We start from the raw sequence: 13,391 nt of genomic DNA, 5'->3' as shown, positions 1-13,391 counted from the left end.
TGAGAGGATTCGAACCTCCGACCCTCTACACCCCATGCAGATGCGCTACCTGGCTGCGCTACACACCGACGGAGTCAGCTCGGCTGACGGGGAGGGAGTTTATGGAGATGCCCCGACCCTGTCAACAGGGGAAATTCAGGTTCGAGATCGTTTGCCTGCTTTGCGAGCAACTTCGGATCAAAGTGCGACCAGCGGTGCATTTTGTCGGCACTTCACCGCTGTCTTGCAGGAAAAACGGCCGCCCTGATGGGCGGCCGTTTGGCGTGATGCTCTCAAGCCGAGATCAGCGGTTGAAGGTCAAGCGCTTGCCCAATACCTTGTCGGTGACTTGGCCGTTCTGCCAGGCAACCTGGCCGTTCACCAGGGTCATCTCAAGCAGGGCGCGCTGGAAGCGGTCATCATCCAGATCAGCGGTTGAAGGTGAGTCGCTTGCCCAATACCTTGTCGGTGACTTGGCCGTTCTGCCAGGCAATCTGGCCGTTCACCAGGGTCATCTCGATGGTGCTCTGGAAGCGGTAGCCGTTGAACGGGGACCAGCCGCACAGGTAGAGCAGGTTGCTGTCGGTGACCACGTAGGGCTTGCCGAGATCCAGCAGCACCAGGTCGGCGAAGTAGCCTTCCCGGATGTAGCCGCGATCCTGCACCTGGAAGCGCTCGGCCACCGCGTGGGAGGTCTTCTTGACGATGGTTTCCAGGCTGAAGACCCCGTTGTGGTAGAGCTCCAGCAGCGCCTGCAGGGAGTGCTGCACCAGGGGCACGCCGGACGGCGCCTTGAAGTAGCTGTTCTGCTTCTCTTCCCAGGTGTGGGGGGCGTGGTCGGTGGCGATGATGTCGAGCACGTCGTTGCGCACCGCATCCAGCAGGGCGTGCTGGTCGGCAGCGCTCTTCACCGCCGGGTTGCACTTGATCTGGCTGCCCAGGGTGTCGTAGTCCGCCTCGTTGAAGAAGAGGTGGTGGACGCACACTTCGGCGGTGATGTTCTTGTCCTTGAGATCCTTCAGATCCGGGGTGGCGGTAAAGAGTGAGAGCTCTTTCGCCGTGGTCAGGTGCAGCACGTGCAGCTTGGCGCCGTACTGCTTGGCCAGGGAGACCGCCATGCTGGAGGATTTGTAGCAGGCGTCCGCGCTGCGGATGCGGCCGTGCTCGCGCATGGGCACGTCTTCGCCCCACTTGGCGCGAGCTTCGTCTTCCAGCACCTTGATGGACGGGGTGTCCTCGCAGTGGGTGACGATCATCACCGGGCTCTCGCGGAAGATGGCTGCCAGGGTCTCCTGGTTGTCCACCAGCATGTTGCCGGTGGAGGCCCCCATGAAGATCTTGATGCCGCAGGACTGCTTGGGATCGAGTTTCTTGATCTCTTCCAGGTTGTCGTTGGTGGCACCCAGGTAGAAGCTGTAGTTGGCGGCGGCGGAGTTGGCGGCGATCTGGTATTTGGCTTCGAGGGCGTCGATGGTGGTGGTCTGGGGATTGACGTTGGGCATTTCCATGAAGCTGGTGGTGCCACCGGCCACGGCGGCCCGGGATTCACTGGCGATGGTTCCCTTGTGGGTCAGACCGGGCTCCCGGAAGTGGACCTGATCATCGATCATCCCGGGGATGAGATGACGGCCCGTTGCATCGATCACCACGGCATCGGGGGCACTGATGTCCGGGGCGACGCGGGCGATCCGCTCACCCTCGATCAGGACGTCGGAGGCATAGATGCGGCCTTCGTTGACCAGGGTGGCATTCTTGATAAGCAATTTGTTCATGGGGGGTTCCAGTTCCTTTGCCGATAATCCGGGGTCATAATATCGCAAACTGCACTTTCTCTGTAGCAAGGCCTGAGTAATGAAGTTATTTGTTAGAGATTTGACTGTGATCGATTCCAGCTATTTATGCGAGCGCCGCGGCATGGTGGGCGAGAGCTGGCTGGTGGACATCGAGATGAGTGGCGAGCTCAACGAGATGAGCATGTTGCTGGACTTCGGTCGGGTGAAGAAGCTCATCAAGTCGATCATCGATGAAGAGGTGGATCACAAGCTGCTGGTGCCGACGGAATGTCCCCTGGTCCATGTCCACGCGCTGGACAACGACGAGAGCACCGTGGATCTGCTGCGCCCGGGTCGCGCCATCCACCTGCGCTGCCCGACCCAGGGTTTTGCCTTCATTCCCGCCCCCCAGGTGGATAAAGAGTCGGTGACCCGCTATCTGCTGGGGGTACTGGCCAAGCGCCTGCCCGGCAACATCAAGGATCTCTCCCTGACGTTGCGCCAGGAGCGCATCGAGGGCGCCTTCTACCACTACAGCCACGGCCTCAAGAAGCACGACGGCAACTGCCAGCGCATCGCCCACGGCCACCGCTCTCCCGTCGAGATCCTGGTGGACGGGGAGCGTGACGAGGAGCTGGAGTTCAACTGGGCCGAGCGCTGGGCCGACATCTACCTGGGCACCGAAGAGGACAGGGTGGCCCTTGGCGAACTCGCCCTGAGCGAGCGGGCCGAGGCGTCACTGAAAGAAGGGAACGCACACTACGTCGGCTTCAAGTACGTGGCGCCCCAGGGGCTGTTCCAGCTCGCCATGCCGGCGGCGGAGGTGGAGATGATCGACACCGACACCACCATCGAGCTGCTGGCCCACTACATCGCCCGCGAGGTGAAGAAGCAGGTAGGGGACAAGTTCGTCAAGATTGTCGCCTATGAAGGGGTCGGCAAGGGCGCCATCGCCTACGCCTGATCCAGGTTCTTCGCTGCCATGAAAAGGCCCCGCCAATGCGGGGCCTTGTCGTATCGGGTCGTGGCCATCAGGCACTGAGGCGGAAGCGCTGGACCAGCCCCTCCTGCTGCTCGGCAAGGGAGTCGAGCTGCTGGCTGGTCTCGGCGACCCGCTCTATGCCCTGATAGTTGAGATCCGAGATGTCGGAGATGCGGTTGAGGTTGGTGGCGATGTCGGCGCTGGTGGCCTGCTGCTGCTCGGCGGCGGAGGCTATCTGGCTCGACATGTCGCTGATGAGCACCACGATGCCCTGCACCTCTTCCATGGCGTTGTTGGCCTGGGAGCTCTGATCCACGCAACTGTCCATCTCGCGGGAGCACTCCTGCATCACGTTGACCGCCCGGGCGACGCCTTGCTGCAGGTTCTCGATCATGGTCTGGATTTCGCTGGTGGACTGGGCGGTGCGACCGGCCAGGTTGCGCACCTCGTCGGCCACCACCGCAAACCCGCGTCCCTGCTCGCCGGCGCGGGCCGCCTCGATGGCGGCGTTGAGGGCCAGCAGGTTGGTCTGCTCGGCGATGCCGCGGATGACGTCGAGGATGTTGCCAATCTGGCCGCTCATGGCGCTCACGTCGCCAATCACCTTGCCGGTCTGCTGCAGCTTGCCCGCGAGCTGGTGGGTGGTGGTGATGTTGCCTGCCATCACCTTGCGCCCCATCTCGGAGGCCTTCTCCACATCCTGCACCCGCTCCAGGGTCTGGTTGGCGGCCTGGGCCACCTCCCGCACCGAGGCCTCCATCTGGGTCATGGCGGCGGCGACCGAGGCGGTCTCCTGACGCTGTTTCTCCAGATCCGCCCGCACCGATTCGGTGGTGTGGCGGTTGTCGTGGGCGGCGCTGTTGAGCTGGGTCGACGCCTGGGAGAGCTGCTTGAGCACATCCCCCATCTGGTGGATCAGCAGGTTGATCTGGCTGGCGAGCTGGCCGAATTCGTTCTGGCTCTTGAAGCCGACCCGCTGGGTCATGTCACCCTGGGTCACCTCGGTCAGCACCCGCAGCAGCTCTTTCAGGGGGCGGCGGATGGCCTTGCCCAGGGTGAAGGCCACCAGGATGGCGACGAAGATGGCGATGGCGATGCTGATCCCCTGGGTCAGGGTACTCTGGGTCTGCACCCGATCGGAGGCCTGGATGCTGGCGTTCATCAGCTGCTGGCTCTGGGCGGTGATCCCCTCCAGCTTGTTCTGGATGTTGAGGATGAGCTGGCTCGCCTGCTTGCTCTGCTCGCGCATGGCCTGCTGTTGCTTCATCAGGGCCAGGTATTGGGAGAGCACGCCGTCATTACCCGTGGTGTCGCGCACGAAGCCATGGACGTAGTGGCCCATGTTGTTGTCGAAGTCCTTGAGCTCTCCCTGGAGATCCTTGATGGTGCTGTTGAAGCCCTCGATCTGCATCTTGTTGCGCTTGAGCGCCGCCTCGATGGGGGCGGGGATGCTCTGGTTGAGGGCATCCATGGTGGAGAGCTCGATGGCGGAGAGCTTGGTGGTCAGGGTCTCGGAGAGCATCTTGATGAAGCTGTCGTCGATGGTGACCATCATGTCCCCCAGGTTCTTCTTGAACTGGGGCAGGCTGACCTGGAACTGGCCCTTGGCCTGATTGACCTTGTGCAGCCGGGTGAGCAGGGCCTCGTGTTCGCCGGGCAGGGTCTGGGTCAGTTGCAGGTAGTCATCCACCAGCTTGACGAGGGCAGTCATGTCCGCCTGCAACTGGGGATGAACCGCCACCTGCTGCTTGAGGCTGGCGACCATCTTGTCGACCTGGCCCTTGGCCTGTTGCAACTCGGCCACTTCCGCCGGCAGTTGCTTGAGATCCTGCTCGGTCAGCACGTCGGTGAGCCATTTGTTGGCGCTGAGCAGGCTTATCTGGGTCTGGCTGCTGGCGAGTACCAGCGGCATGGACTCCTGGGTCACCTGATCCAGGGCGCCGCTGAGTTCGCTCTGGCCGCGAAAGGTCAGTACCGCACTGGCGACCATGACGGCGACCAGGATGGCAAAGCCCAGATAGACTCTCTGTAGGATCGAGAGGTCTGACATTGTTTGTTTCATTATTGTCCCGCTGTCTGTGCAAAAGTCCCTTGCCTGAGTACCCCGTCCCTTTGATACCCTGCATGCCCCGAAGGGGATGCCGTTGTGGTTCGCGGGACGTCTCCTCGCTATCGGTATTCTTCACAATAACTGAAGCGATTGGGACAACGGCTGTGCCAAATGTCGGCTTGTGTCACACTTGGCGCGTTGCGGCGGCCTGTTTGGGAGCCGCTTGAGCTTTGTATTGAATTTTCTTTTTCCTATAAAGGAGTTACCCATGGCGCAAGAAACCATTTTCAGCAAAATCATCCGCAAGGAGATCCCCGCCGACATCCTTTATCAAGACGATCTGGTGACCGCGTTTCGCGACATCCAGCCCAAGGCCAAGACCCATATCCTGATCATTCCCAACGTGCTCATCCCCACCGTCAACGACGTGGAGCCGGATCACGAGCTGGCGCTGGGCCGGATGTTCACCGTGGCCCGCAAGCTCGCCAGCGACGCGGGCATCGCCGAGGACGGCTACCGCCTCATCATGAACTGCAACCGCCACGGCGGGCAGGAGGTCTATCACATCCACCTGCACCTGGTCGGTGGCGAGCCCCTGGGACCCCTGCTGAGCCTGTGATGCGCCTCGTCCCGTCGACCGGCCTGCTGTTGGCCGGTCTGCTGCTGGGGGGCTGTGCCTCCCAGTGGAAAGACATGTTCGTCTCCTACTCGGATCAGATGGTACCCCTGCGCAACCAGCTGCTGCTGGGCCATGCCGCCGAGGCCCTGCCCGAGGTGCGCGAATCGACCCCGGGGGACGACACCTTCGTGCTCGACCAGCTGGAGAAGGGGCGCATCGCCTGGCTGGCGGGCCAGGACGGCCCCAGCAAGCAGGCCTTTGCCGCCGCCGACAGCCGGCTTGCGTGGGAAGACAATCAGGCCGAGTACCGCCTGAGCCAGGGACTGGCCCAGGCGGGCAGCCTGCTCACCAACGATCAGACCCTGGCTTACCAGGCGCCCGATTACGAGCGCACCATGCTGCACCACTATCTGGCGCTCAACTACTTGCAGCGCGGGGATGCCGATGGCGCCCTGGTAGAGGTGCGCCGTGCCAACCAGGTGCAGGAGCAGGCCCTTAAACGGCGGGCCGACGAGGTGCGCAAGGCCGCGCAGGAGGGGGCGCAGGAGGACGAAGCCGGGGAGATGCGCCAGCTGATGTCGCGCGGCGCCCCCGAGCTCGATCGCCTGATAGGCCAGGTGAAAAACGGTTTCCAGAACGCCTACACCTTCTATTTCTCCGGCGTGCTCTACGAGGCGGCCGGGGATCTCAACGATGCCTGGGTCGATTACCAGCGCGGCTACCAGATAGCGCCGGACAACCAGAGCCTGCAGGATGCCCTGCTGCGCCTGGCCCGGCTTCGCGGCTCTCCCGAGGAGCTCATGGAGACCGAGCAACGGGTGGGCCGCAAGGCGCCGCCCTTGGCCAAGGATCAGGGCCAGCTGGTGGTGCTGTTTGAAGATGGCCTGATCCCGGCGCGCCGGGAGCTCTTCCTGCCGCTGCCCATCTCCACCTCCAGCGGCGATTTTCGTACCTTTACCGTGGCGGTGCCCTATTACGACAATCGGGCCAGCGACGGCGCCCCGCTCACCCTGTCGGTGGGCAAGGGGGTGGCGCAGACCAGCGAGCTGGTGAGGCTGGAGGCGCTGGCGGCCAAGGATCTGCAGGAGCGGCTGCCTGGCATGCTGACCCGGCAGGCCCTGCGGCTGGTGGCCAAGGAGCAGGTACGGCGCACTGCCGCCAAGGAAGGAGGGGATGTGGGCAACATCCTGGTGGGGATCTTCAACACCCTCTCGGAGCGGGCGGATACCCGCAGCTGGCTGACGCTGCCCGCCAAGGCCTCGAGCTGGCAGGGGATGGTCCCGGCCGGGAACGTCACCCTGACCCTGGGGGCGGGCAGCGCCATGCGTACCCTGCCACTCAGCGTCCACGCCGGGCGCACCACCCTGGTGTGGGTACAGCGCCTGGGGAGCGGGCTCATGACCCGGGTGATGCCCCTCTAGGGGGAACCGGATATGGCAACTCAGATGAATGACCGGTCAGGCCGACGGCCACCGGCAAGGAGAACAAGATGAAAGCACAAGGGTTGGCCCTGGGCCTAGTTCTGCTGCTGACGGGCTGTGCCACCAATACTTCCGGCGTGGCGCTCTATGGCGCGGCCGGTGCGGCGGCGGTGGCCGAGCAGCATCAAAACGTCAACGTCACCCTGACCGAACTCAGCCGGCGCCAGCAGAACGGCCTGTTGCAGGTCAACGTGGCGGCGGCCAGCACCCAGCGTGGTGACAACAGGCTGCAATATCTCTTCTACTGGTATGACGACGCGGGGCAGGAGGTGGCCAGCGATGGCCGCGGCTGGACTCCCCTCAAGCTGCATGGCTACCAGACCCGCACCCTGTCCGCCCTGGCGCCGAGCCCGGCTGCACGGGGTTACCGGATTTACGTTCGCGAAGTGATGGAGGAATCCTACTGATGAAAATGAATCATGCCCTGCTGATCCTGACCGGCGCCCTGCTGCTGGGCGGCTGCTCCAGCACCACCGTCAGCTATGGCGATCCCACCGAGACCGAGACGGTGACCGTCGATTACGGCTCCTCCGACTTGCAGGCCATCGCCGACAAGATGGCGGATTCCATGCTGGCGTCCCCGGCCACCAGCGAGATCACCGCCGGGGGCCGCCCCGTGATGTTCATGGACTCCATCCGCAACAAGACCTCGGAGCACATCGACACCGAGGCCATCACCGACACCATCCGCACCAAGCTGCTGCGCTCGGGCAAGTTCCGCTTCGTGGACATGAGCAAGGTGGCGGCGGTCAAGCAGCAGCTCGAATACCAGCAGGGCAGCGGCATGGTGGATCCCGCCACCATGGTGCGGCTCGGCAAGCAGACCGGTGCCCGCTACATGGTCTATGGCAACCTCGCCAGCATCGTCAAGGACAACGGCAAGGTGAAGGACGTCTACTACCAGATGACCATGAACCTGATGGATGTGGAGAACGGCGAACTGCTGTGGGCCGATCAGAAAGAGATCCGCAAACAGGCCAAGAAGTCCACCTTTGGCTGGTGAGGACCCGCGGGGGCAGGGGGATCTGGCGGAGCTGGCGCTCCTCGCCAGCCTGCCGGCGCCCTGGGATCAGGGGCGCCTTGAGCCGCTGGGCCAGGGCCTGACCAACGGCAACTACCGGCTCTGCCTCCCCACTGGCGAGCAGGCCTTCCTGCGCCGCGGTCATCCGGATCCGGTGCGCCTTGGCATCGACCGGGCCACCGAGTGGCAGCTCTACCGGGAGGCGGTGGGGCAGGGGCTGGCGTTGCCCTGTCATCACGGCGATCCCGCCACCGGCCTGATGCTGTTGGCGTGGTGCGACGAACCCAACTGGGCCGAGCAGGCGCCGCCTCTCGCCGCGCAACCCCGCCTGATGGCGGATGTGCTGGTGCGGCTGCACCGCCTGCCGGTGCCGACCGTGGTGATGGCGGTGCGGGCCCACAGCGGCGGTTATCGGCAGCGTCTGGCCCATATCCCTCCCTGGCTGCCCGCGCTGGAGCGGGCCCTGCTCGCGAGCCGGGAGCCGGACGACTGCTGGCTCCCTTGCCATCACGATCTCAATCCGGCTAACTTGTTGGGGTCGCGGCCCTGGGTCATCGACTGGGAGTACGGCGCCGCCGGCCATCCAGGGTTCGAGGTCGCCAGCATTCAGCGCACCCACGGCTGGAGCGAAGAGCAGCGGTGCCAGTTGGAGAGCTGCTATCTTGAAGCCATGGACGGGGCACCGACGGGGCTGGGGCCCCGGGGATTCCAGGCCGACGCCTTCCTGCCCTGGGTCGATTACATCGGCCTGCTGTGGGCGCTGCTGATGGCCGAACAGCAACCCGGGCCCGAGTATCAGGCCCTGATCGATATCAACCGCCAGCGCCTGGAGTGATGCCAGGCAACGGCCCGCGCGACGCGTGTATTCAATGAATGGGAGGCATGCATGGTGACCACATTCTCATGGCGTCAACCGCGTAGCTGGAGCCTGCTGCTGCTCTGCCTGCTGCTGACGGGTTGCGCCACCCGGGTGATCTACTACTGGCTCGACTCGGCCATCGTCTGGCAACTGGACGACTACTTCTCCCTGGACCGCAGCCAGAAGAAGCTGCTGGACCAGGAGGTGAAGGGGCTGATGGCCTGGCACCGGCAGCATGAGCTGCCCATCTATGCCCGGGATCTCGACGCCCTGGCCAAGGCGGTGGCCAGCCCCATGAGCCCGGCCCAGGTGACCCTGCATCTGGACAGAACCCAGGCGAGCCTGACCCGTACTCTGGAGAACGCCATTCCCCGCACGGTGCGCCTTGCCAAGACCCTGACCGACGAGCAGGTGGCTCGCTTCATGGCCGATCGGGTGACGCGCCAGCAGGAGCGCCAGCACGATTTTGCCACCCAGTCGAAGGCCGAGATGATCAAGGGCTTTCGGGAGAAGATGAACGAGCGCCTGGTGTTCTGGATTGGCAAGGTGAAGCCGGCCCAGGAGCCCCTCATCACGCAGTGGGCCGAGTGGCAATACGAGATGATGGCCCCCTGGCTCGACTTTCAGGAGGCCTGGACCAAGGAGCTGGATCGGCTGATGAAACAGCGCCAGAGTCCGGATTTCGGCCAGGAGCTGACTCGCTTGCTCCAGCAGGGGGACGGCCTGATGGATGGCCGCTTCACCGGCTACACGGACCAGTCCCGCCAGCGTACCATCCAGTGGCTGAGCGATCTCAGCCACTCCATGGATCTCTCCCAGCGGGCCCACCTCTACACCCTGCTCAAGGACTATGCCGAGGACTTCGAGGGCATGACCCGCAGCCGCTGAGGACGCGGTGAGACAACACAAGGGCGGCGGGCCCCGGGCCTGCCGCCCTTGTTCTTGTGGGGCAGGCTGTGGTAGCTTGCCCTTTCTATTGTGTGGGAATTAACTTTTGAACCTGACCGACAACGTGAAACTGGCGGCGATGACCCTGCTCATCACCCTCGCACTGTTGTTCTCTACCCTCTCGGTGGAGGGGGTCAAGGTACCCGCGTTCCAGCCCTCGGCCCAGCAGGCCCACTCGCTGGCGGAGGGGGCGGCGCCTGCCGACGCAAGCCCGGCGGCCCACGGCGTCAGCGGCAGTGACGATGGCATCGTCAAGTTCGTCGGCTCCCACCAGAATCACCTGCTGCGCCTCGAGCACTCCCTGAGCCGCGATCATCAGCCCGGCAGCGTGGTCTACGAGCTGGTGAGGAGCTGGTCCCAGCAGGCCATCTTGCTGCTGCTGTGCGGCCTGCTGTTCTATGCCGCCCTCTTCTACCCGGGGACGAGCTTTCGCGATCACTTCGCCGGCATTCACAGGCGCCGCCTGCAGCGCCGGCATCTGCAGTACCGCTTCGCCCAGAGCTTCCTCGCCTGATCCCGATGGGGTCAGCTTGCCACCTGTTGCCTCATCTTCTCTCTGTTGCTGTTCACTTTTAGTGAACGGCTAGGCTGTCTTGTTTCATTTTTTTGCACGGTGCGACCCCGGTGTCGCCCCTTGCCATCGCCTGACAGAGGCCGATTTCATGAGAAAAAAGAGTCATACCGTGTTGAACCGCATGAGCCTGTGGCAGTACGCCCTGTTGCTGCTGATGCTGGTCACGTTCGCGTTCTATTCCCTGCCCACCTTCTTCGGTGAGCAGCCCTCCCTCGGTCTGCACGGCCAGTCGCGCCTGAGCGACGCGCAGCGCACCCTGCTGGCCGAGAACCACATCGACCCCCTCAAGCAGATCGCCCAGGGTGGCCGGATGGCGCTGGTGTTCGCCAGCCAGGGGGAGCAGCAACTGGCCAAGCAGTTGCTGGAGCAGCAGGGGCTGGACAGCGCCGCCCTGACCCTGGAGTTCTACTCCAACGCCCCGGCCTGGATCAGCCGGCTCGGCGCCGACCCCATCAAGCTCGGGCTGGACCTGCGCGGTGGCTCCCAGCTGCTGATCGGGGTGGACGTGGATTTCGTCATCGACAACCAGACCAAGAACCTGGTGGATACCCTGCGCACCCGTTTTCGCGAGGCCAACCTGCGCGGTGCCAGCGTGATGCGCACCGCCCAGGGGAGCGTGGCCGTCACCCTGCCCGACGTGGCGGGGCAGGAGGCCTGGCTCTCCATCATCAAGGAGAGTGCCGGTACCCGCCAGGATCAGTGGACACTGAGCCGTTCCGGCAATGCACTGACCCTGGTGCTGAGCGACGCCGAGCGCACCTTGCTGGTGAACAACGCCGTGACCCAGAACCTGTCGATCCTGAAAAAGCGGATCAACGAGCTCGGCATCGTCGAGGCCTCGGTGGTGCGTCAGGGGCAGGACGGCATCCGCATCGAGCTGCCGGGGGTGCACAACCCCAAGCAGGCGAAAGAGGTGATCGGCGCCACCGCGTCCCTGGCCTTCTATGAAGCCAAGGCCGACAGCCGCTTCTTCATGGCGGATCGCAGCGGCCAGGCGGTGGGGCTGGCCCGCCAGCCGGTGCTGAGCGGCGAGCACATCGTCGATGCCCGCGCCAACATGGGGGAGATGGGGCAGCCCCAGGTCAACATCGTGCTTGACACCCTGGGGGGGAGCAAGATGAACCAGTTCAGCCGCCAGCACGTGGGCAAGCCCATGGCCACCGTCTTCACCGAGTACAAGACCAACGCCGAAGGCAAGCTGCGCGCCCGAAGCGAGGTGATCAACGTCGCCACCATCCAGACCGCCCTTGGCAACCAGTTCCGCATCACCGGGATCGGCAGCCTGCCCGAGGCCCAGGAGCTCGCTATGCTGCTGCGGGCCGGGGCCCTCACCGCGCCGCTGAAGATCCTGGAGGAGCGCAGCATAGGCCCGACCCTGGGTCTGCAGAACATCGAGGCGGGCTTCACCGCCCTGGCGTTCGGCATGGCGGGCATGATGCTGTTCATGATGGCCTGGTATCGCAAGTTCGGCTGGGTCGCCATCACGGCGCTGGTGGCCAACCTGCTGATGCAGGTGGGCATGCTGGCGGTATTGCCTGGCGCCGTGCTGACCCTGCCGGGGATCGCCGGTCTGGTGCTCACCGTCGGCATGGCGGTGGATACCCATGTGCTGATTTTTGAGCGGATCAAGGACCGGCTGCGGGAAGGGGGTTCGTTGGCCAACGCCATCGACTTTGGTTATCGCTCGGCGTTTCGCACCATCTTCGATGCCAACATCACCACCCTCATCTGCGCCGTGGTGCTCTATGCCATCGGTTCCGGGCCGCTGCAGGGCTTCTCCATCACCCTGATCCTGGGGCTCATCTCCAGCATGGTGACCGGCATCTGGGGCACCCGCGCCATCATCAACCCCCTGTGGGGCAACAGCCGCGCCAAGCTGCTGAGGGTATGACCATGAACCGACTTCATCACCATGGCGCCGCGCCCGTGAGTCTGCATGACCTGCGCACCGACCGCTTCCTGCCGGGAAGCCTGTACCACCTGACGTCGAGGGAAGAACAATGCTGAGAATGATCCTGGCCATGGGGCTGACCCGCTGGCGCTATATCGGGCTGTGGGCCTCCGTGCTGCTGACCCTGGCCTGCGTGGCCGTCCTTGCGACAAAAGGGCTCGCCCTCGGGCTCGATTTCACCGGCGGGATCCTGCTGGAGTTTCGCATCCAGACCCTGAAGGAGGCCCATGAGCTCAACGCTCTGCTGACGGCGCCCCTGGCGGGGGTGGTGGAGCTGCACGGCGCCGGTGTGCCCGGCGAGTGGCTCATCAAGCTGCCCCCCCACGCGCTGCCCTGGGCGGCGGAGGATCTGGCGACCATGCTGGGGCAGCAACTCGCCCTGCCGGTGGAGCTCTTGCGCACCACCATCGTCGGGCCCCAGGTGGGCGCGGAGCTGTTCCAGCAGGGGATGCTGGCGGTGCTGGTGGCCTCGCTCGCCATCTCCGCCTACCTGGCGGTGCGCTTCGAGTGGCGCCAGGCCATCGGTATCCTGGTGTCGGTGCTGCACGACGGTCTGGTGGCCATCGGGCTGCTCGCGCTCTTTGACATCGAGTTCGACCTCAACGTCATCGCGGGCCTGATGGCGGTGATAGGCTACTCCCTCAACGACAGCATCGTCATTTCGGACCGGTTGCGGGACTTGCTGGGGTCGCGTACCCGTATGGGGATCCACGAGTGCTCGGACGTGGCCATCAAGGCCACCTTCAGCCGCACCATGATCACCTCGGGCACCACCCTCTTCACCGTGGGGGCCCTGCTCCTGTTCGGCGGCGACGCCCTCTACGGCTTCTCCTTCACCCTGTTCGCGGGCATCCTGGTGGGGACGCTCTCCTCCATCACGGTGGCCTCCACCGTGCAGGAGCTGCTGGGGCTCTCCCCCCAGGCCTACCAGAAAAAAGAGGAGGAGCTGGCCGAGGCGGCGTGACCGGCGAGCGCCCCGTCACGGGGCACATGGGCGGCCAGTGCGGCCGCCCCGGGCAAAAAAGGAAGGCGAATGCCTTCCTTTTTCCATTCTGCCAGAGGGGGGCGGCGGTCCCGAAGGCCGGGTTGGGGCGGCGGGTGTGACGCGGCCGAGCAGAAGTTGAAAAGTGTAATGAAATGCATGTTTTAGGCGCT

General features: G+C 64.3%; 12 protein-coding genes. 10 read left to right on the top strand and 2 right to left on the bottom strand.

Going from position 1 to position 13,391, the window contains the following annotated elements:
• Positions 1-407 precede the first annotated feature (407 nt).
• Entirely contained in the window at positions 408-1,751 is a 1,344-nt protein-coding gene (locus AB5Y68_RS00330) for a dihydroorotase (RefSeq protein ID WP_039038976.1), read from the bottom strand.
• 79 nt (positions 1,752-1,830) lie between these two features.
• Here AB5Y68_RS00330 and AB5Y68_RS00325 point away from each other — a divergent pair, with 79 nt between their 5' ends.
• Positions 1,831-2,715, top strand: a complete 885-nt coding sequence (locus AB5Y68_RS00325) for a 6-carboxytetrahydropterin synthase (protein WP_039038975.1) — start codon at positions 1,831-1,833, stop codon at positions 2,713-2,715.
• A 67-nt stretch (positions 2,716-2,782) separates the two neighbouring features.
• On the opposite strand, the gene AB5Y68_RS00320 is transcribed toward AB5Y68_RS00325, so the two are convergent.
• Positions 2,783-4,795 carry a methyl-accepting chemotaxis protein gene (locus AB5Y68_RS00320; RefSeq protein ID WP_039038974.1) on the bottom strand — a complete coding sequence of 671 codons (2,013 nt, stop codon included), beginning with the start codon at positions 4,793-4,795 and terminating at the stop codon, positions 2,783-2,785.
• Positions 4,796-5,051: 256 nt separating this feature from the next.
• On the opposite strand from AB5Y68_RS00320, the gene hinT reads away from it, so the two are divergent.
• From hinT to secF, 9 genes are all read left to right on the top strand, one after another.
• Positions 5,052-5,402, top strand: a complete 351-nt coding sequence (gene hinT / locus AB5Y68_RS00315; RefSeq protein ID WP_010674343.1) for a purine nucleoside phosphoramidase — start codon at positions 5,052-5,054, stop codon at positions 5,400-5,402.
• Complete coding sequence (locus tag AB5Y68_RS00310) at positions 5,402-6,823, top strand: COG3014 family protein (protein WP_039038973.1); 1,422 nt, start codon at positions 5,402-5,404, stop codon at positions 6,821-6,823. Before hinT ends, AB5Y68_RS00310 begins: the two co-directional genes overlap by 1 nt.
• Positions 6,824-6,891: 68 nt before the next feature.
• Entirely contained in the window at positions 6,892-7,290 is a 399-nt protein-coding gene (locus tag AB5Y68_RS00305) for a YcfL family protein (RefSeq protein WP_039038972.1), read from the top strand.
• Positions 7,290-7,886 (top strand): penicillin-binding protein activator LpoB, encoded by a 597-nt coding sequence (gene lpoB, locus AB5Y68_RS00300; protein WP_010674346.1) that lies wholly within the window; start codon positions 7,290-7,292, stop codon positions 7,884-7,886. The genes AB5Y68_RS00305 and lpoB overlap by 1 nt, the downstream gene beginning before the upstream one ends.
• A complete protein-coding gene (locus AB5Y68_RS00295; RefSeq protein ID WP_039038971.1) occupies positions 7,876-8,739 on the top strand; it encodes a phosphotransferase in 864 nt (287 codons plus the stop codon). Before lpoB ends, AB5Y68_RS00295 begins: the two co-directional genes overlap by 11 nt.
• Before the next feature lie 51 nt (positions 8,740-8,790).
• The gene (locus AB5Y68_RS00290) at positions 8,791-9,651 is read left to right on the top strand and encodes a DUF6279 family lipoprotein (protein WP_039038970.1); all 861 of its coding nucleotides are present in this window, start codon (positions 8,791-8,793) and stop codon (positions 9,649-9,651) included.
• A gap of 106 nt (positions 9,652-9,757) precedes the next feature.
• On the top strand, positions 9,758-10,225 hold the full coding sequence (locus AB5Y68_RS00285) for a hypothetical protein (protein ID WP_039038969.1): 468 nt from the start codon (positions 9,758-9,760) through the stop codon (positions 10,223-10,225).
• Between the two features lie 148 nt (positions 10,226-10,373).
• Positions 10,374-12,176, top strand: a complete 1,803-nt coding sequence (secD, locus tag AB5Y68_RS00280; protein ID WP_029314367.1) for a protein translocase subunit SecD — start codon at positions 10,374-10,376, stop codon at positions 12,174-12,176.
• Between the two features lie 109 nt (positions 12,177-12,285).
• Positions 12,286-13,200, top strand: a complete 915-nt coding sequence (gene secF, locus AB5Y68_RS00275; protein ID WP_029314368.1) for a protein translocase subunit SecF — start codon at positions 12,286-12,288, stop codon at positions 13,198-13,200.
• Positions 13,201-13,391 lie beyond the last annotated feature (191 nt).

The organism is Aeromonas sp. R6-1 (genome assembly GCF_040908165.1).
Taxonomy (GTDB): domain Bacteria; phylum Pseudomonadota; class Gammaproteobacteria; order Enterobacterales; family Aeromonadaceae; genus Aeromonas; species Aeromonas caviae.
The sequence above is the reverse complement of the archived record's forward strand: the minus strand, read 5'-3'. Positions and strand labels throughout refer to the sequence as shown.